Here is a 23296-nt window from a genome sequence, read left to right as displayed (position 1 = left end):
ATGAACGGACCACGGTGACGAATGCGGGCCGGTGGCCGTCGGGCAGTGCCATGACCGAGCGCTTCAGTCGGCGGGTGAGCGTCGTTGCCGGCGGGCTGAGCCTTGCAGAAGGCCCGGGGGTGTATCTGCTTGTCAGTCGGGGCGGATGATCGGATCGGTTCGGAACGGTCGGGTGCGGCTGGGGTTGCTGCTGCCAGGGTCGACATCGAAGGGAGGTCTCGTGATCTCGGCACTCAACCGGCTCGTCGATCTCGTCGAGGAGCACCTCACGGAGGATCCCGACGTACGCGGATTGGCACGGGCGCTCGGCACGACCGAGTACCACCTGCGCCGGATGTTCTCCTCGCTGGCAGGCATGCCGCTGTCGGAGTACATACGCCGGCGGCGTATGACCCTTGCCGCCGCCGACGTCGTGCGCGGCGAGGGCGATCTGCTGAGCATCGCCGTCCGCCACGGATACGGCTCGAGTGAGGCGTTCGGACGCGCGTTCCGGGCAGTCCACGGCGCCGGCCCCGGTGACGTGCGCCGCGATGGAGGCCCCTTGCGCACACAACCGCAGCTCAGGTTCCGCCTGACCGTCGAAGGGAGCACCCCCATGGACACCCGCCTCATCGACCGACCCGCGTTCCGGCTCGTCGGACACGCAGCCCGGGTCCCACTCATCCACCACGGCGCCAATCCCCACATCGAGCGGCACATCGCCGCACTGCCGCAAGAGGAACACCTACGGCTGAAGGCTCTCGGCGACACCGAACCCGGAGGCCTGCTCCAGGTCTCCGACGACCTCGACCCCGACGGCGAGGAGGGCAGCGAACTGACCTACCTCCACGGCGTCGCCCTCACCCACGACACGGCAGTCCCGAACGACCTCGACAGCATCGAGGTGCCCGCCGGGAGGTGGGCAGTCTTCCGCACCAGCGGACCACACCCTCAAGCCCTGCAGACAACGTGGGCGGCAACCGCGACCGAGTGGTTCCCCTCCAACCCGTGGCGACTGCGACCGGGCCCCTCGATCGTCGCGATCCTCGAGCGCGCGGACGACTTCAGCACCACGACCTGCGAACTGTGGCTGCCCGTCGAACCAGCCTGACCCACCACCGAACACGGCTGAACGCTTCAGTCTGCGGATTCCGCCGACTGAAGCGCTCGGTCACAGACCGAACACCTGCTGCAGGTGGGCCGTCGGGGCCTTGCACGACCGTGGCGTGTTCCCCGGCCTCCACGGGCCCGGTCGCCGGATTCCCGCACCCGCCGGATGAAAGAAAACGGCGTGGTCGCCTCGGCGTCCGAGCCCGAGCGGGGGCGATGACCGGCTCGGCACCGCTTCGATCTCGTCGGAGTGGGCTTTGCGGGTGCGGTCTCCGGAGCGGGCCACAGCAGGATCACGCCGGCGATGACGGCCGCGCACACGAGGGCTCACCGCCGGACGTGATGGGCGGCGTCTGCAAAAAGCCCTGCTCCGAGTCGGCCCGTCAGCGGACGGTTCTCATGGCGCCGTTGCACCTGACAGATTCTGGTTCTCGTGCAGGGATTCGTCGACTGCGCAGGGTTGTTCGACCCAGATGGCCTTTGCCTTCGAGTGGTGGCGGGTACCCCAGCGCTGGGTCAGTTGAGCGACAATGAACAACCCCCGGCCGCCCTCATCGAGTGCAGGACCGCATCGAAGGTGCGCAGAGATCGTGCTGCCCTCGGTGACCTCGCAGGTCAGGCACTCGCCCGAGCGAATCAGACGCAGACGTACCAGCGACTTCCAGCACCACGCGGCCGCCGCCTCCCGTGTCGGCCGCCCCGCCGGGCCGGCCGTCCCCCGACCGGCGGCCAGCATTGGCCGGCCGCTGCGAACCCGGAGACCCTTGGAGGCGCAAGAGGTGACCGGGACGGCGGGAGTGGCCAGTGGCGGGCGTCGGTCCGATCAGCGCGAAACAGCCGGTTGAAGTGTCACGCTTCGTCCGATGGCTGCCCGCCGTGCTGCTGATCTGCGGCTTCCTCGTCGACTACTTCGCCCCCGTGCAGTTCAGCGGCGCCGCGTTCTACTCCGTGGCACCCATGATCGCCGCGGCACTGCTGTCCCTGGACGGAACCATCCTCATCGGCCTGTGTGCGATCGCGGCCGACGCGGTGGCCCTGGGGCATTTCGGGCTGCTGGCCACCTGGGGCGGCATCAGCGAGCTGCTGTCGATCACCGCGGTCGCCGTCGCATCCATCCTGATCAACCGGCTCCTACTCCGGCGCGAGATCCGGCTACGTGCGGCCCGAAGCATCACCGCCACCGTGCAACGCGCCGTCCTGCCCGCACCACCCGAACGCGTCGGGCCGCTGCAGATCGCCGCACGCTACGAGGCCGCCGAGCGGGAAGCAAACATCGGCGGAGACCTCTACGCAGTCCAGACCACCCCCTACGGGCTGCGCTGCATCGTCGGCGACGTCCGCGGCAAGGGAATGGACGCCGTCGGAGCCGCCATCGCCGTCCTGGGAAGCTTCCGCATGGCGGCCGACGAAGAACCCACGCTCGCCGGCGTCGTCGCACACCTGGACCGGGCCCTGTACCGAGGAGCCCAGCGAGCAGCCACCGCGAAGAACCGCGGCGAGTGGTTCGCCACCGCCGTCATCGCCGAATTCCCGCCCGGCGCCACAGAAATGCGCCTGATCAACCGCGGCCACCCCGAACCCTTCCTCCTCCACGCAGGAACGGTACGCGCCATCGAGCCCACCCAACCCGCCGTCCCACTGGGCATGGGCCTGGGCAACGGCCCCGACCAGACCGACACCGTGACCTTGCCCCCCGGATGCACCGTGCTGATGTGCACCGACGGCATCCACGAAGCCCGCAACCGGCACGGAACCTTCTACAACCCACACACCCGCCTCCCCACCATCCGCTTCACCACACCCAACGAACTCCTGCGCAAAATCGTCGACGACGTCCACCGGCACACCGAAGGCCCCCGCCAGGACGACACAGCACTCCTCGCCCTCACCCACACCCCATAGACCAAGCGGTCGTAAATACGCCCGTTCCAGCCTCTCCCACCGCAAAGAACACTGCGGCAGCCGCGGCGCGTCCTGCGCCCGGGCCAGCCATGGAATCGCGTTGAGGGGAACGGGCCCGCCTGTCCCGCCTCTCGAAGCGATGGCGGACAGCTGTTAGAGTTGAAGAATTCTTCAATTCTCTACTTTCTGGAGTAGTCACGTGGTGTGGGAGCGTGGGCTCGGCGCGACTGGCGGCTTCATGGAGGCCCTGCGGCAGCGCGTGTGTGAGGCGCGTGCTGCTCTTGAGGCAGCAGTGCGGATCGACGACCCCTACGCCGTGGCCGTGGCGCAGGACGACCTTGACGACGCACTGCGGATAGCCCGCGACCACGGCATCGATGTCGGGCGGGATCTTGGCCCGGAGCAGTCGCGGGACAGTCCGGCCGGGAGCTGAACCATGCGACGCGTGCCGTCAGGGGCACATGCCCGCGGGAAGAGGCCGGCGGCCCGAGGGGGAACGGCCACGGCTCTGACAGCCTTCGGGTTCTCGCGAGGCACGTCATGCGTGGATGCCGTGGTGCCGATCGTGTGCGATCTCGTCGCCATGCCCCGCGTCATGCCGCCGAGCGGTCACCGACCGTAGCAGTACGTCCTCGCCACGGACCGGGATCGCCTACCGCGGCACGCCGAGCGTCTGACCAACCCAACCAAAAGGCGGTGGTAGGACCACCCCTGGCCGACCAGCGGCGCCCGACACCTGCGGCCGGCCCTACGCCTCAAGTCATCACACCATGGAGTTAGAATTGAAAAGTTCTTCAATTGACAACCAAGGGAGGGCTGGAGTGGTCGCGGTGCAGGTTCCTCTCTATCAGGCCAAAGCAGAGTTCTTCCGAATGCTCGGGCACCCCGTGCGCATCCGTGTCCTGGAGCTGCTGCAGGACGGCCCAAGGCCCGTACGTGAACTTCTCACCGCCATAGAGATCGAGCCGTCGAATCTCTCCCAGCAACTGGCGGTGCTGCGCCGCTCCGGCATCGTCACGGCCACCCGCAACGGAACCACCGTGGTGTACGCACTGGCGGGCGGGGACGTGGCGGAACTGCTGCGGGCCGCCCGCCGGATCCTGTCGGAGTTGCTCGTCGGACAGCAGGACCTCCTCGCCGAGTTGCAACAGCCCGACGCCGGAGCTGTCGAGGCGCAGGTGCCGGGAGAAAACAGATGAGCGACGGGGCCGAAGCCCCGGCCTCCGCACCCTCGGGCAACGACGTGAACAGCGAAAAGTACAAGCAGAAGGCAGTCCTCCTTCGCGTCCTGGTCTACGTCTTCGTCACGCACATCATTGCCGGATTCATCATCCTGCTCTTCTACTTGGGGCAGCACGCCCCGAAGTGACCACCGAGGTACTCATGGACCATTGCTTCCGCACCCGACGCAGCTGCCGATCGCGCACAGCATCGGGAGCGCCCGGCGCGTGACTGCGGGGGCTCAGGAGCACGGGGCGGATCGGTGGCTGTCCCAACCGCCGGAACGCCACTGACGTTGGTCCACGGGTTCTTCCCGGCTCATGCCGTGGGCGGCCAGCGCGGCGTCGAGGTCGTGGTGGACCGGGAGGTACGGGGTGCCTTGGTAGAGCACCGCGGCCGTGCCTCCGGCCGGGATCGCGGACAGTTCCAGGGTCCGGCCCTGCGACCCGAGTCTGCGGGCGGCCTTGGCGATGGCGGCCTGTCCTTGATGGGACCAGGTGTTCAAGGCCGTCAGGTCGAGGATGACTGGCCCTGTGCCGTGGGCAGCCGCCCAGTTGACGGCGCCGGCGAAGCGACCCGCCGCTGTGCCGCCCAGGTGCCCGGCCAGCGCCAGGATGCCCAGGTCGTCCCGGGCGGTGTAGTGCCACTGCAAGGTCGCGGTGTACATGGTGATGCTCTCTGAGTAGGTGCTGTACCAGGCTTACTGCAGCGGAAGGGTGATCCATATGCTCTTGCCGCCGGCATCGGCATCGGGCCGGACCGTGGCTGTCCCGGCGTACTCGGTGGTGAGTTCGGCGATTATGGCCAGTCCGCCACCCGGCTTGGCGATTGTCGTCAAGTCCGGCCGGTGGGGATGGCGGTCGTGCACGGCGAATGCCAGCACTCCACCGCCGACGGCGTAGAGGACATCGAGGCTGGGAGAGACCTCGGCGGCATGCCGGACGCTGTTGGTGACCAGTTCGCTGAGCATCAGCAGAGCCGCGGCGAGGGCAGGGTGACGGGGATGGACACCCCAGGTGCGGTAGACGTATTCGGCGGTCTTGCGCGCCACCGCCACGGCAGCCGGCTGCGCGGACAGCGTCAGCACGTGGCGGTGGCGCAGCGTGGTGTGAGCGGTCACCGGAGGCCAGGCCTGTCCTTTCCGGAGGTGACGGCGCTGGATGGCGCCGGGATGCCGAGGCGGTGGCCCTGGACGGCGTGCGGGTGGACGCGGATGAGCGTGTCGTGCGGGCCGTGGATCCAGCCCGCGAGCGTGCGGCGGTAGTGGGCGACCTGTTCGGGTTCGCGGATCACCTCGGCGGGCCCGGTGGCGGTGACCGACCAGCCGCGACCGGCGGAGACGCTCACTTGGTCGGTTTGGTAGGTGACGGTGACCGGCTCGGCGAAGGCGGCGACCGGGGCCGGGGAACGGACGATGAGTCGGCCGTATTCCAGGATGTGCGTGGCCGGGCGGACGATGGCCACTTCGCCTCGCGTATGGATCAGCCGCCCGCCGACGCTGCCTTTGAGCAGCCACAAGGCCTCCGCGCCCGAAACCTCGATGATCCGTCGTTCAGGCGTGCTCACCGGATGGGCTCCTCGGCGGACGGGGTCGTCTGCGCCGGGACGCGAAGGATCCCCACGTGGTGGAGGTGGGTGCGGGCGGCGTGGATGGCGTCGGGCGTGGTGGCGTACACCCGGTTGTCGGCCCGGAGTGTGTCCAGTACGCCAAGGGTGTCGAGGGTGCGGACCTGTCCCGGTTTGACGCCTGAGGCCATGACGGTGATACCGCGGCGGGTCAGCCTGTCGATCGCGTCCTTGAGGACCAGTGCACCGGTGGCGTCGAGCGCGGTGACCCGTGACATCCGCAGCACGACCACTCGGACATCGGCCACTTCGGTCAGTTCCAGCAGGAAACGGTGGGCGGCGGCGAAGAACAGCGGACCGTCGATCCGGTACGCCACGATGTGCTCGGCCAGGAGTGCGTGCTCCTCCTTGCTGTGCCCGCCGGGCAGGTCGCGCGCCAGCGGTACCTGATCCAGCCGGGCGTGCTTGGCCACCGCCCGCAGCGCCAGCGCGCCGGCCACGACCAGCCCGATGACGACCGCCTGCACGAGGTCCAAGGCGAGCGTGGCCAGGGCGGTCAGTACAAGTACCAGAGCGTCCGAACGCGTGGCACGGACCATCGTTCGCACCGAGCCGACTTCGACCATGCGGACCGCTGTGGCGATCAGAACCCCCGCGAGCGCCGCCAGAGGGATCCGCGAGACCAACGGCGCCGCGGCGAAGACGATCGCGGCCAGAATGACGGCGTGCGTGAGCGCGGCCAGTCGTGATCTCGCGCCGGTGCGTACATTGACGGCCGTACGGGCGATGGCGGCCGTGGCCGGAACACCGCCGAACAGTGGCGCAGCGAGGTTGGCGATGCCCTGACCGAACAACTCACGGTCCGGATCGTGTTGCTGATCGACCGTCATGCCGTCGGCGACGGTGGCCGACAAGAGCGACTCCAGGGCGGCGAGGGCGGCCACGGCAACGGCCGGAGCCAACAGCGAGGGCACCAGCGACAAGTCCAGGAAGCCGAGCGACGGCGCGGGAAGCCCGACCGGGAGGTGGCCGATTCGCTCGGCATCCAGATCCAGCATCTCGGCCGCGAGGGTGGCCGCGACGACCGCGAGGATCGAGAACGGGATCATCGGCAGCAGTCGCGCGCCGACGAGCATGACGACAGCCACCGCGAGGGACAATCCGACAGCGGTCCCATGGGGGTGGGCCACGAAAGCCTCGACCGCTCGCCAGGTGGCGACCAGGATGTTGCCGGCCCGAGGTGTGGCCACCCCCAGCGCGTCCGGAACCTGCTGCAGCCCGATGACGCAGGCGATGCCGACAGTGAAGCCCTCGACCACCGGCGCGGGTACGTAGCGCATGTACCGGCCGGCACGGGCGAAGGCCAGCGCGATCAGCATCAGCCCGGCCAGAAGGCCGACGGTGAGAACCCCGCCCGTTCCGTACCGGGCCACGATCGGCACCAGGACGACGGTCATCGCGCCCGTCGGCCCGGAGACCTGAAGATTCGACCCGCCGAAGAGCGCGGCCAGCGCCCCGGCCACCACGGCCGTCGCCAGCCCTGCTTCGGCACCGAGACCCGAGGACACTCCGAAACCCAGTGCAAGCGGCAACGCGACCACTGCCACGGTCAGTCCCGCCAGTAGGTCCCGGCCCGGGTCCCGGCTCATCCGCGCCAGATCCGCACGGGCGGGCAGCAGAGCACGGACCGGACTCCAGACCCGGTTCAGCAGCCCGCTCACGGAGCAACGACCCCGTCCTCCTGGGGCACGGTCAGCAACTCGCTTCGGCCTGTGAGCAACTCGGTGAGAATCCGACGCGCCGCCCGCAACAACTCCCCCACCTCGCTGCCCGCCACGGCATAGACCACAGTCGAGCCCTCCCGCGCCGAGATCACGATGCCCGACCGATGCAGCGCCGCCAGTTGCTGCGACAGCGTGGACGACTCGACTTCGGTACGGGCCAGTAGTTCCCGCACCGCCATCGGACCGGCCTGCAGCAGCTCGAGTACCCGGATGCGCACCGGATGCCCGAGCATCCGGAAGAGATCCGCCTTCGCCCGATACAGCGGTACTGACACCGGTACTCCAGTCCCCATCGTCACGCTCAGCCCGCTCCGTGGCGAGCACGTACGCCCCGTCACCGGCTACCACCTACGGACACAACAACATCAGCATGTATCGAATTGAAGAATTTTGCAATTCTGCAGGTCATGGATGCGTCCATCTCGGCTTCACGACCTCACTCAGCCGGCTCAGGCCGATTTCGGCCTGCCCGGATTGCCTGATCACGGGTGCGGAGAGGACGGCTGGGGTGGGGTCACAGAACTGGGGCCGACACGCGGCGTGCCGCACGGGCGATGCTGATGCGCTCTTCGTTCAAGGTGCCGAACCGCAACGGGCCAAGGCCCTATGCACGGACTGCACGGTACGTACCGAGTGCCGGGCCTACGCGCTGGATCACCGCATCGAGGACGGCGTCCGGGGCGGCATGACCGAGCCGGAACGCCGGGCGCTGCTGCGGCGCCGGCCGGCGGTGGTGTCCTGGCGTGCTCTGCTGGAAGCCGCCCGCCAGGATCACCTGCAGACCTGTGCCCGGCCTCGCAGCGGGTACGCCCTTCGCGAGACGGGCTGACCATCGACGAGGTCCCAGGCACGGTCTTCCACTCGGATCAAGGAAAGACTCGCCGGGAAGCCCGTGCCTGGCGTGTTCCCGGCACGGCAATCAGGCGTGCTAGCAGCCAACCGGTCACATAGTCAGCTCTTCCGCCGAGCGGACCGCCAGCCGCAGCGTCGGTTCCGGGATCTCGGCCCCTTGCAGTGCGCTGCCGTCTCGGGTGGTGATGTGGAAGCTGTGGCTCTCGCCGGGGAGGAGGGTCACCAGGGACGTGTCGGACGTCAGGGTGTGCGGGGGGAGGCCCAGCGCGGCGGCCAGCCGGTCGGGGAAAACACAGACGTCGCGCAGCACCGACTCCGCCGTGACCGTCAGGGCCAGCGCGCCGTCCGCGTAGGACGTGGTCACTGTACGGGCGGGGGGAGGCGAGGCCAGGCCGCGGCTCGGGCGGTAGGCCCAGGTCGTCCGCGCGCCGTCCGTGTCCACGACCAGGAGTTCGGCGTGCGGGTCGGCGGGCGCGGCTGTCGCCGGGTCCAGCGGCAGGGTGAGCAGGCCGCTCGCCGGGCAGCTCACCTCGAGCCGGGTACGGGCCAGCTCCTGGCCGTCCAGGGAGGTACGGACCACCGATACCTCCGGTGTCCAGTCCGCGACCGAGTCGTTGACCAGCGTCAGCGCGAGTCCCGCGGTGCCCGTCGGGTCGTGCGCCGGGCCGGGGCTCACGGGCTGCACGGTCGCCAGGCGCGGCGCGAAGGAGTGCCTGAGCGCGTACCACAGCGGCTTCTCGATGCCGGCCACGTCGACGGCCGACCAGCTGATCGCCGGCCAGCAGTCGTTGAGCTGCCACACCACGGCGCCGGCGCACCGCTCGCGCGAGCGCAGCCATTCCACGCCCGCGGCGACCGCGCGGGCCTGGACCAGCTGCGTGGCGAAGTGCCAGTCCGCGCCTTCGGCCGGTGCGGGCACGTGCGGCTGGAGGCCGCGGGTCAGCTTGTGCATGCCGTCGATGGCGCGCAGGTGATGCCGGGTCAGCGGAGAGCTGGGCCCGGGGGTCTCTCCCTCAAGGACGCGCTCGAGAGTTGTCCAGGCGGCAGGTCCGCACCATCCCATCTCGGCGACGAAGGAGGGGTCGTGGTCCCGGTAGTGCGCGTAGTCCGCCTCGTTCCAGGCGTCCCACAGATGGCTCAGGCCGTGCGTGTCGGTCGCCGGGTCGGCGTCGAGTGCACCGGACCACGGCGAGTTGGGCACGTACGGGCGGGTCGGGTCGAGCCGAGCCAGCACGTCGGGCAGCACGTTCAGGTAGTAGTGGGCGCCCCAGCCGCGTTCGCCGATCTGGTCCTCCCATCCCCAGTGGTGGCGGCCGAGCACCGTCTCGTTTCCGCCGCACCACACGACCAGGCTCGGGTGCGGGGACATCCTGGCGACGGCCTGCTCGGCCTCCGCGGTGACCAGCGCCGCGGTCTCCTCGTCCTCGCAGTAGGCGGCGCAGGCGAACAGGAAGTCGTGCCAGACCAGGAGGCCGCGCTCGTCGCAGGCGTCCAGGAAGTGCTGGTCGGCGAAGTGGCCGCCGCCCCACACACGGAGCAGGTTGGCGTTGCCGGCGACGGCCTGGTCGATGCGGGCGGCGACGCGCTGCGGTGTCTCGCGGCTGGGCAGGGTGTCGTCGGGGATCCAGTTGTAGCCGCGTACCCGTACGGTGCGGCCGTTGACGACGAGGGCCCATCGGGTGCCGAGCGCGTCCGGGGTCTCGTCCACGGCGACCGAGCGCATCCCGAGGCGTACCGCCGTCTTGTCCAGTGCCGTGCCGTCCGCGGCGTCGAGGCGGGCGGTCAGCCGGTAGAGGGGCTGGCCGCCCAGACCCACCGGCCACCACAGTTCGGGGTCGGTGACGGTGAGCGTCAGCACTGTCTCGTCGCCCGTGACTTGGCCGGTGGCGTTTCCGGCGGACCGGCCGTCCGGGCCGGTCAGTTCGACCAGGACGGAGGTGCCCGAGGGGGCTTCGGCGCGTATGTGTGCGGTGACCTCGGCGGAACGGTGGTCGGCGGCGAGAGTGACCAGCGGCCGTATGTGGTCGATACGGCCCGCGTACGTCTCCAGCCTGATGGGACGCCAGATTCCGGCGGTGACGTAGTGCGGTCCCCAGTCCCAGCCGAAGTTGGCGGCTGTCTTGCGGATGTGGGCGTAGGGCTCGTCGTAGGGCGAGGGCAGTGGGCCGTGCGCGCGTTCGTGGGCGAGGGCAGCGTCCCAGGCGGAGGCGAAACGCACTTCGACGGTGTTGTCGCCGGGCTCCAGCGCGTCGTCCACCGGCCAGCGGTAGGCGAGGTGCTGGTCGCGGGCGGCGCCGACGTGTCGGCCGTTGACGTACACCTCGGCGATGGTGTCCAGGCCGTCGGCGACCAGGTCGGTGCGGGTGCCGGGCACGGGTGTGAAGTGGAAGGAGCGGCGGTACGACCACTGCGAGCGGCCCACCCAGTCCTGTGCCGTCTCGCCGAGTCCCACGTCCGGATCGGCCAAGTGGCGTGCGGCCAGCAGCGCGGTGTGCACCTCGCCGGGTACCTGGGCGGGCAGTGCGGCGTCGCGGATCGCGGCGGGCGTGCCGTCCGGGCCTGCCAGCCAGGTCAGCTGCCACTCGCCCCCGAGGTCGTGGCGGACTGCGGGCGGCGTCGAGGCGGCGGTGCCGGTGGGTGTGCCGGTGGGTGTGCCGGTCCTGGAGACGGGGCCCGTGTCGGAGCCGGTGCCGGCTTCAGTGCTGAGTGTCATCCCTTGACTGCTCCTGCGGTGAGTGCTTCCTGCATACGGCGGTTGGCGAGCGAGTAGGCGACGTACACCGGCAGAAGGGTCAGCACGGTGCCGGCGGTGAGGACGCCGAAGTCGGTCGAGTCGGAGATCAGGGTGGGAAGCGCGACCTGGGCGGTGCGGACCTCGGGTGCGGTGCCGGTGATGGTCAGCGAGAAGAGGTACTCGTTCCAGAAGGTGAGCAGTTGGAGGATCGCCACGCTCACCACGCCGGGCATCGCGATCGGGGTGAACACGTTGACCAGCAACCGCCAGTTGCCTGCGCCGTCGAGAGCCGCGGACTCCACCAGGGCGGGCGGCACGGTCTTCATGAACTGCGTGAGCAGCAGTACCGACAGCGGCAGCGCGCTCGCCGGAAGGAAGAGCATCTGGAACTCGCGCGTGTAGAACAGGTGCAGCTTGATCGCGAGGATCACGGTGGGAATCAGCGCCGCGAACGGCGGGATCAGGAAGCCCACCGAGAAGGCGCCGGTGACCAGCCGCGAGAGCCGGTTGTCCATCCGGGCCAGCGCGAAGGACGCGGGCAGCGCCAACCCGAGTGTCAGGACGATCGCGACGACGGAGATCAGCAGCGAGTTCAGCAGCGCTCGCCCGAGGTCCGCGGTCTGCCAGGCGGTGCGGAAGTTGTGCCACAGCCAGTGCTCGGGCAGCGCGAAGGGGTGGTTGAAGATCTCGATGTTGGTCTTGAGCGCGCTCACTGCCAGGTAGTAGAGCGGCGCGGCGAGCAGCAGCGCGTACAGCCAGGACAGGGGTACGGCGAGTGGTCCGGTGCCGCGTCGCCGGGAGCGCCGTGCGGGTCGGGCGCGTTCGGAGTCGGCCGGGTGGCTGCCGGTGGGCGAGGAGGCGGGGGCGGTCATCAGATCTTCTCCTCGGGGCTGCGCAGGAGTGCGCGGATCAGCAGCATCCCGGCGACGCCGGCCAGCAGCAGGACGACGCCGACGACCTGGCTGTAGCCGAGGTCGCTCTGCGAGAAGGCCTTCTCGTACACCAGGTAGGACAAGGTGGTGGAGGAGGTGCCGGGTCCGCCCTTGGTGAGCAGCAGGATGAGCGCGGCGGAGGTGAACAGGGTCCAGAGGAACTGGAGCATCGTGAGGGTGCGCAGGTAGTCCTTCACCATCGGGTAGGCGATCTGCCACATGATGCGCAGGCGTCCGGCGCCATCGATCCGGGCTGCCTCGATCACGTCGCCGGGGACGGCTGCCAGGCGGGAAGCGAACAGCACGGCGGTCCAGCCGATGCCGCGCCACAGGTCGATGGCGATCAGGCTGGGCAGGGCGGTGGCCGGGTCCGCGAGCCAGGAGTGTGCGAGCGAGTCCAAGCCGGCCGCTTGGAGCAGGCCGTTGGTGCCGCCGTTCGGTGACAGGACCCCGTAGAAGATCATCCCGGTGATGGAGATGGAGATCAGACCGGGCGAGAAGTACAGCACGGACAGCAGGCGGTAGCCGCGCGGTTTGGTGCTGAGGTGGTAGCCGAGCATGAAGGCCAGCGGGATCATCACCGGGATGACTACGGCGACTTGCACGGCGCTGTTGCGCAGCGCGTCGTGGAAGACGGGGTCGCCGAAGACGTGCCGGATGTTGTCTGTGCCAACGAAGGTGGGGTCGTAGATGAGGCCCTTCCAGCGCAGGGTGGCGATGACGAACATCGCCACCAGCGGCCCCACCGAGAAGACGCCGAACCACACCAGGGACGGGACCGTCAGCCACAGCAGGCGCGGTGTGTTCGGGCCGCCGCGGCGCCGTCCGTGTCGGCGGGCGGCCGGCAGTGCGGGCTCGGGCGCGGTGCGGGCGCCGGCCAGTGTGCTGGTCGATGACATGGAACTGCTTCTTTCGGCCGGGGAAGGACTGGCGGTACGTGCAGCGGCCGGGCGCGACCGGTTCGGGGATCGGCCGCGCGGTCGGGTCGGTGCCGGGGCATGGGCCGCGGGGCCGCCAGGTGCGGCGGCCCCCCTGGGAGCGGCGGTCGGGCGTCGTCAGCTCCTGGCGCCGGCGGTGGCGTCGTCGAGACCCTTGCAGATGGTGTCGGCGGAGGACTTGCCGTACGCCCCGGTGAGGACCTGGATGATCGGGTCGGACGCGGAGCCGATCCACACGTCGGGCAGCACCGCGTAGTCCACCGTCGCGTCGAGCTTGAGCGACTGCGAGAGCAGCGGGTCGGTGGCGTACTGCGAGAAGTCGCCGTCGGTGGGCGGCAGGATGCCGGCGTCTTTCACGAAGTCGCCGACGGTCGCGTCCTTGTAGAAGGAGGTGATGAACTTGCGCACGTTGTCGATACGGTCCTTCGACGCGCCACGCTTGGTGATCATGAAACCGACGCCGGTGAAGCCCTGGAAGGCGGTGGGCTTCTTGGAGACCGAGCCTGAGGCAAGCGGCAGGCCGGCGAGCGTGGTGTGGCTCTCGACGCCGGTGCCCGACTTCTTGGCGTCGGTGTAGGCCCAGGAGCCCGCGGACATCATGGCGGCCTTGCCGGAGTAGTACGCCGCGTACATCGCGTCGGCGTTCAGGCCGGCCGCGTTGTCGGCGAAGACGCCACCGTCACGCAGCTGGGTGAAGAGCTTGATGCCCTGCATCACGGACGGGGTGGCGCAGTAGCCGCCGCTCTGCATGACCTTTTCCATGGTCGCGGCGTCGGTGTAGGACTGCGCGATCTGGTAGAAGAGCTTCTGCCCGGTCCAGTCGTTGCCGCCGACCGTGAGGGGCTGGATGTGGGCGGCGCGCAGCTTCTTGGAGGCGGCGATCAGCTCGTCGGTGGTGGTCGGGATCGTATCCACGCCGGCGGTCTTGAGCAGGTCGGTGTTGTACCAGACGGGCCAGCTGAAGCCGGAGAACGGCAGCCCTTGGAGTGTGCCGTCGGGTTTGCCGCCGACCCGCCACTCGTCGAGGGCGCTGGGCTTCATCTTGTCGGCCAGGCCCCACTCCTTGAGGTAGTTGTCGACCGGGACGGTGACGCCGGCGTCGTGCCAGCCGAGCGTCTTGTCGTAGAGGTTGACGATCACCACGTCGGGGGACTTGCCGGCCGCGACGGCGTTCTCGACCTGGTCGTCGATGGTCTCCAGGCCGTCGGTGGCGTTGACCTTGACGCCGGTCTCCTTGGTGAAGGCCTTGAAGACGCGGTCCTGGGCCGCGGCCGCGGTGTTGCCCGCGGACCAGCGGGTGACGACGTCGATCGAGTTGCCGGCACCGGTGCCGCTCACCGAGTCGCCGCTCGTGCCGCAACCGCCCAGGGTGAGGGCGAGGGCGCTGACGACGGACCCGGCCATGACGCGCACGGCCCAGGGCCTGGTGCGGTGGTCCATAGAGCTTCCTTTGCTTGAGACGGCTTCGAACGCGACACAGCGTCCACGAGCCGCCACCGGAAGTCAATAAGAAAGATTAGTAATCTATGAAAGCCCAACAGGCGCGTGTGTGAGCGCAGTTGCACCATGCGGCACACACGGTGTCAGGAGGATGCCGCGTCACCCGGGAACCCCCTGCACGGGCCGGCCGGCAGTCCTCAGACGCTGCCGCGCATCACCAGCCGGGCCGGCGGGGCGTTGACCGTGGCGGCAGGGGCGGCGACCAGCGCGCCCGCCAGGATGCGACCGGCCAACTCCCCCAACTCCTGGACGTCGTGACTGACCGCGCCGAGCGGCGGAGCCGCAAGCTGACACAGAGCGGAGTCGTCCCAGGCGACCAGCGACAAGTCGGCCGGCACTGCCAGCCCGAGCCGGTCCGCCTCGTGCAAAGCGCCCAGCGCCATCACGTCGTTGTCGAAGACCAACGCGGTCGGCCGGTCCTCCAGCGCGCACAGCGCGGACAGCGCCCGCACACCCGCGGCTTCCGAGTAGTCACCCTCGAAGGTCGTGGTGCGCACCCCGTGCCCGTGGGCCGCATCCAGGAACGTACGCCGACGAATGATCGTGTGCGCCATCTCCGCCGGACCCGCAACGTGGCCCACGTGCGCATGCCCTGCGGCGACGAGCTTGTCCACCACGTCCTGCATCGCCACATCGTCCTGCGTCCACACGGCCGGCAGCCCGCCCGCGGTCACCGGGTCACCGATCACCACGGCCGGCATCCCCAGTTCCTTGACCAGTGCGACCCGCTCGTCACCCGGCAACAGGTCGATCAAAATCACGCCCTGCACCTGGCCCAGCCGCGCCCAGGCCCGCATCCGCTCCGAGGCCTGCGCCACCGTGGCAACCACCTGAAGCAGCACCGGCACCCCGAGCGGCACCAGGACGCTCTCCATGCCGGCGATGAAATCGTGGAAGAACGGCTCCGCCCCCAGCACCTCGGCATCCCGCACCAGGGCAAGGCCGACCGGAGTGCCAGGTCGCGGACGGACCCCGTCGCTCGTCGCAAACATGGCGGCCTCCCCTTGCGGGTCTCGTCTAACCTCGTGCTTTGACGTAGTCGTACGACAGCGTACGGCGAAGCGGAAGGCGGACGAGGATGGCCCGACGGGAGTCCACGGCAGCGGGACCCGGCAGCCGCGCACTCATCGTCGACCTCATCCGATCGTCCGGGCCGATCAGCCGAGTGGAACTGGTCGACGCGACGGGGCTGACGCAGCCGACGATCTCCACCATCGTGCGACGGCTGATCGACGACGGGGTGGTGCGCGAGACCGGCGACACAGTGGCCACCGGGGGCAAGCCGCGCACCATGCTGATCATCAACTCGCGAGCGGCCTACGGCGTCGGCATCCACGTCGGCTCCGACGCGCTGACCTGCGTGGTCACCGACACCCGCGGCGGCACGGTGGGCCGCTCCCTCATCGCGGGCCCGGGCGCGGCCGCCGCCATGCGCGATTCACAGCCCGACGGCCCTGGCTCCCGGCTCGGTGCGAAACCCAACGGGACCGGCTCCGGCGGCACCGAGGACACCGTCGAGCAACTCGCCGCCCTCTACCAGGACGTGACCGAGGGACTTGGCCTCGACAGACAGAGCGTCGCCGGACTCGCCGTGGTCGGCCCCGGGCCCGTGGACCTGGCGCGCGGCGGCTTTCTCGCCCCGCCGGGCCTGCCGCAGTGGGCGGGCCTCGACCTCGCCGACGCGCTGGCCGCCCGTCTCGACATCCCCGTGCTGGTGGACAGCGACGCGGCGGCCGCGACGGTCGGCGAGTTCTGGAGCCGGCAGATCTCCCGCGACCGCACCTTCGGCTGCCTGTACATGAATTCCGGCATCGGCTCGGGCGTCGTCCTGGACGGTTCCCTGCATCGCGGCTCCAGCTCCAACGCGGGAAAGATCGGACATGTGGCCGTGATCCGCGACGGCGAGCCCTGCCCGTGCGGCAACCGCGGCTGCCTGGAGATGTACGCGGCACCACGCGCCGTGGTACGCCGGGCCCATGCGGTGCCAGGGCTCACGGACCGGCTGCGGATCACCCCCGACACCCCGGACGCCCGGGCCTTCGACACTCTGGCACGCGCCGCGCTCTACGGCGACGCGCAGGCCCGCGCGCTGGTCGACGAGTCGGCGGCGCTGCTCGCGGAGGGCGCGGTGACACTGGCGAACCTGTGGGACCTGGACACGTTGGTGCTGGCCGGGCCGGGTTTCGTGGTCGCCGGGTCGATCTACGTCAGCGAGGTCAGGCGCCGGCTCGCGGAGCACTCGTACACCCGTGACGTGCACAGCGTGCGGGTGGACTTGTCGAGCAACCCGCGGGACGCGGCGGCCATCGGCGGCGCGGCGCTGGTGCTCCAGGGTTCGGTGGCCCCGGGCCACGGCCCCGAACTGTCCGCCCGCGCCTGATCCATGACGCCCCGCGACCCGGCCTGCTGACCCGCGGGCATCCCTGTAGCCGGCTCGAACTCGGTTCGCCGACGGCCACTTTGGTCCGATGTATTGATGCCGTGCCGGTGCGCGGGTACGTTGCTCGACCGCTGGCAAAGTGCGGACCACGACGCGCCCGCGCTTTCATAGATTAATTAAGAAACTAGGCCTCGAGCCCTTGAGGCCTGCACGCACACCCGACCTCCACGGCGCCCCTCCCCCCTCTCGAAGGAGCCCGATGAGACACCCCATGAGCCCGCCGCGCGCGACCGCACCCGGCCGCGGCCGCCGATCCTCACTTCTGGCCGCCGCCCTCCGCACGGCGTGCGCCGCGGTCGCCGCCGCACTCGCCGTGCTGACCGCGCCGACGGCCGCCCCCGCTCACGCGGCGGACGCCCCGCGCACCATCCACGTCGCCAAGAACGGCAACGACGCCAACGCCGGCACCCAGGCCTCCCCCTACCTGACGATCAACCGCGCCGCCCAGGTGGCACAGCCCGGCGACACCGTGATGGTGCACGCCGGGCTGTACCGCGAAACGGTCAAGCCCGCACGCGGCGGCACCGACGAGCAGCACCGCATCACGTACACCAACGCCGCCGACGGCGCGGTGACCATCAAGGGCTCCGAAGAGATCAACTCGTGGACCCGCGCCAGCGGCAACGTCTGGAGCGTCACGCTGCCCAACAGCTCCTTCGGCGACTGGAACCCGTACGCCCAGGGACAGCCGAACGGCGGCGGCGGGGGAACCTTCGCCGGCTACACCGCGGGAGACGTCTATCTGGACGAGACCGCGTACTACGAGAAGCCCTCACTCAGCTCCGTGCAGAGCTCGGCCAACACCTGGTACTCCGAGGCCGGTCCGTCCAGCACCACCATCTGGGCCAACTTCAACGGCGCAGACCCCAACGCCCGCCTCGCCGAGATCAACGTCCGCCGCCAGGTCTTCGCCCCCGATGTGTGGGGACTCGGCTACCTCACCGTCAACGGCTTCACGATCAAGCACGCGGCCAACACGTACTCGGACTTCCCCGACAGTCCCGACCGCCGACAAGCCGGAGCGATCAGCGTCTACGGCGGACTGAAGTGGATCATCGAGAACAACATCGTCGTCAACGCCAGGACCATCGGCATCGACATCGGCCTGAGCAACGACACCTGGGCCGGAAACCGCCCCGGCACACCGCGAACGGACTTCCACAACACCAGCGCGTACGGCTCGCACATCGTACGCAACAACTACATCGCCAAATGCGGCCAGTCGGGCATAGCGGGGGTCTTCTCCTGGCACTCGCAAATCCTCTACAACATGATCGAGGACACCAACTACCGCAATGAGTTCAGCGGCGCGGAGACCGCCCCGATCAAGGTCCACTACATGAACGAGGGCCTGATCAAGGGCAATTACGTCAAGAACTCCAAGGGCGGCAACTCGGCCGGCATCTGGACCGACTGGGGCAACCAGAACGTCCGCATCACCGGCAACATCGTGATGAACAGCCCCTGGGGCTACTACGCCGAAGCCGTCTTCGGCCCCATCCTGGTGGACAACAACGTCTTCATCGGCAACAGCGACATCCGGACCCTGGACGCCACCGGCATCGTCTTCGCCAACAACCTCTTCCTCAACAACGCGAACATCCACTCCGACGGCAGCGGCCGGGACGCGTACTACTTCCAGCCGGGCACGATGAACCAGACCACCGCGCTCACCTCGCCCCAGAAATTCTTCTGGTACAACAACCTCGTCCAGGGCTCGACACTGCCGGACAACGCCACCGGCAAGACCCAGGTCAAGGAGGGCAATTCCACCGGCGCGATCTCCAACGTGACCTACACGGCCACGAACACCCGAATGTCGCTGAACTTCGACCTGGACACCTCCGGCATCCGCGGCAACACCCCGGTCACCCAGGCCAGGGTCGGCACCATGCCTCTGGCCAACCAGAGCATCCAGGCCGACGTCACGACGGACTTCTTCGGCCAGCAGGTCAGCACCACCAACACCATGGCCGGCCCGTTCGCCGCCGCACACAACGGCAGCAACTCCCTCACGCTGTGGCCCCCGGCCGGCCAGACCGTGCCCACCCCGCCGCCCCCGCCGACCGGCACCCCGGTGAACCTCTCGCTCGGCGCCAACGCCACAGCGGTCGCCTCCTACCAGGACGGCGGCTACCTGGCCTCCAACGCCATCGACGGCAACGGATCCTCGCGCTGGTCGAGCGACCACAGCAACGACCCCAACGCCTGGATCACCGTCGACCTCGGCGCCCAGTTCGCGGTATCCACCGCGGTCCTCAACTGGGAAGCCGCCTACGGCAAGGCCTACAGGATCCAGGTCTCGGACAACGCGTCCACCTGGACCGACGCCTATTCCACCACCAACGGCCAGGGCGGCACCGAAACGGTGAACATCGGCAGGAACGCCCGCTACGTACGCATGCAAGGCATCACTCCCGCAACCGGATACGGCTACTCGCTCTACGAATTCGAGATCTACGGCACCCCCGCCGACGGCAACGGAACCAGCAGCGCCACCGTCTACGGCGACGCCAACTACAGCGGCACCTCGGCCGCCTTCCCGCCGGGCACCTACGACCTGCCGGCACTCCAGGCCAAGGGCATCGCCAACGACTCCATCTCCTCGATCCGCGTCCCGGCCGGCTGGACCGTGACCGGCTACGCCGACGCGGGCTTCTCCGGCACCGCCTGGAACTTCACCAGCGACGCCCCGAACCTGACCACCACGGGCAACAACGACGCCATCTCGTCCCTGCGCGTCACCGCCAACGGCACCAGAGGGGCACTACACCGATGATCCCCATCGACACCCCCACACCACGACGCACGGCACGAACGCTGCTCGGCGCCGCCGTGACCCTCTTCCTCCTGCTCACCATGGCCTTGCAGGCGTCCCCGCCGAGCGCAGCCGACTCCCCCGTCAACCTCGCCCGCAATCCAGGCGCCCGCGCCGTCGCGTCCTACCAGGACGGCACCTACGTCGCGTCCAACGCCGTCGACGGCAACACCGGCACCCGCTGGTCCAGCGACCACAGCAACGACCCCAACGCTTGGATACACATCGACCTCGCCGGCGAGTACACGGTCTCGTCCGTGACACTGACCTGGGAGGCCGCCTACGCGAAGGCATACAGAGTCCAGACGTCCGACGACTCGGCCCACTGGACCGACGCCTACTCCACCACGACCGGCAACGGTGGAACCGAGACCGTCACCGTCAACAAGACCGCGCACTACGTGCGGATGCAGGGCATCACTCCCGCCACGCAGTACGGCTACTCCCTGTGGGAATTCGCGGTCTACGGCACCGACAGCAGCGGCAACCCCTCCGCCGGCTCACCGACCGTCGCGCCGTCCACGACCTACCCGACGACATACGGCAACTGGCAGGACGGGCTACTGGCCGGCAACGGCAAGCAAGGCGCCATCGTCTTCGGCAACCCGCGCAACGACACCGTCGTCTTCGACGACAAGGACTTCTTCATGGCGCGGACGGAAGCCCGACCGCACCGCACCTTCAACACCGTCAGCCAGGACAACATCAACAAGATCCGCGACCAGCTGATCTCCGGTCAGTACCAGCAGGCCAACCAGCTCGCCGCCGATGTGCAGGGCTACCAGGGCGGCGGCGAGGGCAGCAAGCACCCCGGCTACAAAATGACCGTCGCAATGCCGGACGCCGGAACGATCAGCAACTACGTCCGCTCCACCGACTACGCGCAAGGCGTGGTGAAGGTCAACTGGGCGGACAGCAAGGGCTCGTGGGAGCGGGACACCTTCGTCTCCCGCGCCGACGGCGCCACCGTCCAGTACCAGGCCGCGCCCGCGGGCCAGAAGGAGACCATGACCCTGGGCCTGTCCATCGACCCGGGCATGAACCTCCTCAACAAGGGCGTCACCTACACCAACAACTCCACCACCGACTATCTGAACCTGAGGGCCAAGTACCCCAGCGGCAGCTACAACGCCGGCTACGAGGGCGTCACCCGCATCGTCACCGACGGCACCAAGACCCTGAGCAACGGCCAGGTGACCGTATCGAACGCCGGCTACGTACTGCTGCTGTCACTGACGCAGCGCTACAACGGCACATACAACGGGGGCGTCCCGGCCGAGCAGGAGTGGAGCAAGAACCTGCTCCAGCAAAAGCTCGCCGGCCTCACCACCGACTACCAGACGCTCCTCAACCGGCACACCAGCGCACACAGTTCGATCTTCGGCCGGGTCTCGATCGACTTCGGCGCCTCCCCCGCCGACCGCGCGAAGCCCACCGAGCAGCTCCTCACCGAACAGAAGACCTCCTCGACACCGATCCCCGCGCTCTACGAGCGGATGTTCTACGCCGGCCGCTACCACCTGCTCGGCTCCAGCGGCCCCACCCAGGCCCCGGACCTGCTCGGCAACTGGACAGGAGACAGCAACGTCGGCTGGGACGGCTACTACCACCTGGACGCCAACCTCAACCTGCAGATCTCCAGCGGCAACATCGGCAACATGCCGGAGGCCATGGCAGGGTACTTCTGGCTCAACCAGCAATGGCAAAAGGACTTCGAGACCAACGCCAAGAAGCTCCTCGGCACCCGCGGCATGCTCACCGGCGGCAACACCCCCAACGGCGAGGGCCTGATCTCCAACATCAACTTCGACTACCCCTACCAGTACGTGACAGGCGGGGAGTCCTGGCTGCTCGAACCGTTCTGGGAGTACTACCAGGTCACCGGGGACACCACGTTCCTGGCCGACAAGTACTACCCGCTGATCCGCGACATGGGCGACTTCTACGAGGACTTCCTCACCAAGAAGGACAGCAACGGCAACTACATCCTCGCCGGCTCCATCTCACCGGAGAACACCCCGCCGGGCGGAGTACCGCTCGCCGTCAACTCCGTCTACGACATCTCCGGCGCCAAGTTCGCACTGACCACGCTCATCCAGACCGCGAAGGCCCTCGGCCGCGACGCCGACAAGATCCCGGTCTGGCAGGAGAAGCTGGACCACCTGCCGCCCTACCTGATCAACAACGACGGCGCGCTGGCCGAATGGGCATGGCCCGACCTGGAGAACAAGAACAACTACCAGCACCGCCACTCCAGCGGCCTGCTGCCGGTCTGGCCCTACCGCGAGCTCACTCCGGAGACCAACCCGGCCCAGTTCAAGGCCGCACAGACCTTCCTGCAGAAGAAGGACCAGGGCTCGTACGAGAACGCCGGACACGGCCTGCTGCACGGAGCTCTGATCGCCGCCGACCTCGGCCTGCCCGACTCGGTGGGCGCAAAGCTGCTGCGCTTCGCCAAGGACGACTACTACTACAGCAGCATGGCGACCTCCCACTACAACAACCACAACACCTTCGCCACGGACGTCGTCAACTCCGTGCCCACCGTGATGATGGAAATGCTGGCCGCCACCAAGCCCGGCACGCTGGAACTGCTGCCAGGGCTGCCGAAGGGCCTGAACAAGGGCTCCATCTCCGGCATGCTCGGCAAGAGCCAGTTCACCATCAACAACCTGACCTGGGACACCACCGCACGCACCGCCAAGGTGACACTCACCTCGAAGATCAACCAGAACCTGACGCTGATCCAGCGCTCAGGGATCGCCTCGATCACCGGTGACGGCGTCGCCGTCCAGAACTCCCCCCTGGGCAACATCGCACGCGTCCTGCCGCTCCAGGCCGGCAAGACCGTCACCGTCGACCTCACCATGACCGCCCCGAGAACCAACCTGGCACAGGGGAAGCCCGCGACCGCCTCGTCCCAGTCCAGCGACAGCCAGTCGGCCGCCAAGGCCTTCGACGGTGACCTGAACACCCGGTGGAGCGCCGGCCAGGACCCGAACAGCTGGATCCAGGTGGACCTCGGCAGCACCTACAACCTCTCCGAGGTGGACCTGCTGTGGGAGGCGTCGTACGCGAAGTCCTACAAGCTGCAGGGCTCCACGGACGGCTCCACCTGGCGCGACCTCTACAGCCAGGCCAATTCTTCAGGAGGCACCGAAAAGCTCCCCGTCAGCGGCCAGGCGAGATACGTCCGCATGCAGGGCAGCCAGATGTCCGGGCAATGGGGCTACTCACTCTACGAAGTGCAGGTGTACGGCTAGCGGCTCCGCCAGGGACAGCTGCGGGCGATGCCCCCCAACACCGTTGACGGGACGTGAATGAGCAAAGGGCCCTTCGGGCCGGTGGGCAACGCCCCACCGGCCCGAAAGATCCGACGCGCTTGCCCACGACCGACCAATTGGGTCTGCTGCACGATCGGGTGACATCTTGACCTGCCCCACCTCTCAGGTTCCAGTTTTGGTGGCTAACTGACAGCCCTTCACGGAAGGCTGGCAGTCATGCCTCGTCCCTATCCTCC

Annotated in this window: 19 protein-coding genes; 9 read left to right on the top strand and 10 right to left on the bottom strand. The window is 68.8% G+C overall.

Annotated elements, in window-relative coordinates; translation table 11 throughout:
* Positions 1–220: 220 nt before the first annotated feature.
* From ACIP64_RS40600 to ACIP64_RS40580, 5 genes are all read left to right on the top strand, one after another.
* Positions 221–1090 carry a GyrI-like domain-containing protein gene (locus ACIP64_RS40600; protein ID WP_401597656.1) on the top strand — a complete coding sequence of 290 codons (870 nt, stop codon included), beginning with the start codon at positions 221–223 and terminating at the stop codon, positions 1088–1090.
* An 845-nt stretch (positions 1091–1935) separates the two neighbouring features.
* On the top strand, positions 1936–2991 hold the full coding sequence (locus ACIP64_RS40595; RefSeq protein WP_401597654.1) for a PP2C family protein-serine/threonine phosphatase: 1056 nt from the start codon (positions 1936–1938) through the stop codon (positions 2989–2991).
* Positions 2992–3190: 199 nt separating this feature from the next.
* Positions 3191–3424 carry a hypothetical protein gene (locus ACIP64_RS40590; RefSeq protein WP_401597652.1) on the top strand — a complete coding sequence of 78 codons (234 nt, stop codon included), beginning with the start codon at positions 3191–3193 and terminating at the stop codon, positions 3422–3424.
* A 397-nt stretch (positions 3425–3821) separates the two neighbouring features.
* A complete protein-coding gene (locus ACIP64_RS40585; RefSeq protein ID WP_401597687.1) occupies positions 3822–4190 on the top strand; it encodes an ArsR/SmtB family transcription factor in 369 nt (122 codons plus the stop codon).
* Positions 4187–4360 carry a DUF6126 family protein gene (locus tag ACIP64_RS40580; protein ID WP_401597650.1) on the top strand — a complete coding sequence of 58 codons (174 nt, stop codon included), beginning with the start codon at positions 4187–4189 and terminating at the stop codon, positions 4358–4360. The genes ACIP64_RS40585 and ACIP64_RS40580 overlap by 4 nt, the downstream gene beginning before the upstream one ends.
* 93 nt (positions 4361–4453) lie before the next feature.
* On the opposite strand, the gene ACIP64_RS40575 is transcribed toward ACIP64_RS40580, so the two are convergent.
* Genes ACIP64_RS40575 through ACIP64_RS40555 form a run of 5 tightly spaced genes read right to left on the bottom strand, consistent with a single transcriptional unit; the run spans position 4454 to position 7837 of the window.
* Positions 4454–4879: an STAS domain-containing protein gene (locus ACIP64_RS40575; RefSeq protein WP_401597648.1), complete on the bottom strand. Its 426-nt coding sequence runs from the start codon at positions 4877–4879 to the stop codon at positions 4454–4456.
* A gap of 33 nt (positions 4880–4912) precedes the next feature.
* On the bottom strand, positions 4913–5332 hold the full coding sequence (locus tag ACIP64_RS40570) for an ATP-binding protein (RefSeq protein ID WP_401597646.1): 420 nt from the start codon (positions 5330–5332) through the stop codon (positions 4913–4915).
* A complete protein-coding gene (locus ACIP64_RS40565; RefSeq protein WP_401597644.1) occupies positions 5329–5778 on the bottom strand; it encodes a pyridoxamine 5'-phosphate oxidase family protein in 450 nt (149 codons plus the stop codon). The genes ACIP64_RS40570 and ACIP64_RS40565 overlap by 4 nt, the downstream gene beginning before the upstream one ends.
* A complete protein-coding gene (locus tag ACIP64_RS40560; protein ID WP_401597641.1) occupies positions 5775–7499 on the bottom strand; it encodes a SulP family inorganic anion transporter in 1725 nt (574 codons plus the stop codon). Before ACIP64_RS40560 ends, ACIP64_RS40565 begins: the two co-directional genes overlap by 4 nt.
* Positions 7496–7837 (bottom strand): ArsR/SmtB family transcription factor, encoded by a 342-nt coding sequence (locus ACIP64_RS40555; protein WP_401597638.1) that lies wholly within the window; start codon positions 7835–7837, stop codon positions 7496–7498. The genes ACIP64_RS40560 and ACIP64_RS40555 overlap by 4 nt, the downstream gene beginning before the upstream one ends.
* Before the next feature lie 203 nt (positions 7838–8040).
* Here ACIP64_RS40555 and ACIP64_RS40550 point away from each other — a divergent pair, with 203 nt between their 5' ends.
* Positions 8041–8391, top strand: a complete 351-nt coding sequence (locus ACIP64_RS40550) for a WhiB family transcriptional regulator (protein WP_401597684.1) — start codon at positions 8041–8043, stop codon at positions 8389–8391.
* Between the two features lie 114 nt (positions 8392–8505).
* On the opposite strand, the gene ACIP64_RS40545 is transcribed toward ACIP64_RS40550, so the two are convergent.
* From ACIP64_RS40545 to ACIP64_RS40525, 5 genes are all read right to left on the bottom strand, one after another.
* Positions 8506–11127 carry a glycoside hydrolase family 2 protein gene (locus ACIP64_RS40545; protein ID WP_401597636.1) on the bottom strand — a complete coding sequence of 874 codons (2622 nt, stop codon included), beginning with the start codon at positions 11125–11127 and terminating at the stop codon, positions 8506–8508.
* On the bottom strand, positions 11124–12020 hold the full coding sequence (locus ACIP64_RS40540; RefSeq protein ID WP_401597634.1) for a carbohydrate ABC transporter permease: 897 nt from the start codon (positions 12018–12020) through the stop codon (positions 11124–11126). Before ACIP64_RS40540 ends, ACIP64_RS40545 begins: the two co-directional genes overlap by 4 nt.
* Positions 12020–12979 (bottom strand): carbohydrate ABC transporter permease, encoded by a 960-nt coding sequence (locus ACIP64_RS40535; protein ID WP_401597632.1) that lies wholly within the window; start codon positions 12977–12979, stop codon positions 12020–12022. The genes ACIP64_RS40540 and ACIP64_RS40535 overlap by 1 nt, the downstream gene beginning before the upstream one ends.
* Positions 12980–13135: 156 nt before the next feature.
* On the bottom strand, positions 13136–14458 hold the full coding sequence (locus ACIP64_RS40530; protein WP_401597629.1) for an ABC transporter substrate-binding protein: 1323 nt from the start codon (positions 14456–14458) through the stop codon (positions 13136–13138).
* Between the two features lie 197 nt (positions 14459–14655).
* Positions 14656–15510: a LacI family DNA-binding transcriptional regulator gene (locus ACIP64_RS40525; RefSeq protein ID WP_401597626.1), complete on the bottom strand. Its 855-nt coding sequence runs from the start codon at positions 15508–15510 to the stop codon at positions 14656–14658.
* Between the two features lie 86 nt (positions 15511–15596).
* On the opposite strand from ACIP64_RS40525, the gene ACIP64_RS40520 reads away from it, so the two are divergent.
* The 3 genes from ACIP64_RS40520 to ACIP64_RS40510 all read left to right on the top strand — a co-directional run bounded on the left by ACIP64_RS40520 (position 15597) and on the right by ACIP64_RS40510 (position 23039).
* Positions 15597–16898 (top strand): ROK family protein, encoded by a 1302-nt coding sequence (locus ACIP64_RS40520; RefSeq protein WP_401597624.1) that lies wholly within the window; start codon positions 15597–15599, stop codon positions 16896–16898.
* A 259-nt stretch (positions 16899–17157) separates the two neighbouring features.
* Positions 17158–19737: a discoidin domain-containing protein gene (locus ACIP64_RS40515; protein WP_401597621.1), complete on the top strand. Its 2580-nt coding sequence runs from the start codon at positions 17158–17160 to the stop codon at positions 19735–19737.
* Positions 19734–23039, top strand: coding sequence for a glycosyl hydrolase family 95 catalytic domain-containing protein (locus ACIP64_RS40510; RefSeq protein WP_401597619.1), 3306 nt, complete (start codon positions 19734–19736; stop codon positions 23037–23039). The genes ACIP64_RS40515 and ACIP64_RS40510 overlap by 4 nt, the downstream gene beginning before the upstream one ends.
* Positions 23040–23296 lie beyond the last annotated feature (257 nt).

The organism is Streptomyces sp. NPDC088733, from assembly GCF_044751185.1.
Classification (GTDB): Bacteria; Actinomycetota; Actinomycetes; order Streptomycetales; family Streptomycetaceae; genus Actinacidiphila.
This window is presented reverse-complemented; position numbering and strand designations above follow the sequence as displayed.

Coding starts and splice junctions, on each gene's coding strand:
- ACIP64_RS40580 (WP_401597650.1), top strand. CDS start 4,187: ATGAGCGACGGGGCCGAAGCCCCGGCCTCCGCACCCTCGGGCAACGAC.
- ACIP64_RS40575 (WP_401597648.1), bottom strand. CDS start 4,879: ATGTACACCGCGACCTTGCAGTGGCACTACACCGCCCGGGACGACCTG.
- ACIP64_RS40545 (WP_401597636.1), bottom strand. CDS start 11,127: ATGACACTCAGCACTGAAGCCGGCACCGGCTCCGACACGGGCCCCGTC.
- ACIP64_RS40540 (WP_401597634.1), bottom strand. CDS start 12,020: ATGACCGCCCCCGCCTCCTCGCCCACCGGCAGCCACCCGGCCGACTCC.
- ACIP64_RS40535 (WP_401597632.1), bottom strand. CDS start 12,979: ATGTCATCGACCAGCACACTGGCCGGCGCCCGCACCGCGCCCGAGCCC.
- ACIP64_RS40530 (WP_401597629.1), bottom strand. CDS start 14,458: ATGGACCACCGCACCAGGCCCTGGGCCGTGCGCGTCATGGCCGGGTCC.
- ACIP64_RS40525 (WP_401597626.1), bottom strand. CDS start 15,510: ATGTTTGCGACGAGCGACGGGGTCCGTCCGCGACCTGGCACTCCGGTC.
- ACIP64_RS40520 (WP_401597624.1), top strand. CDS start 15,597: ATGGCCCGACGGGAGTCCACGGCAGCGGGACCCGGCAGCCGCGCACTC.
- ACIP64_RS40515 (WP_401597621.1), top strand. CDS start 17,158: ATGAGACACCCCATGAGCCCGCCGCGCGCGACCGCACCCGGCCGCGGC.
- ACIP64_RS40510 (WP_401597619.1), top strand. CDS start 19,734: ATGATCCCCATCGACACCCCCACACCACGACGCACGGCACGAACGCTG.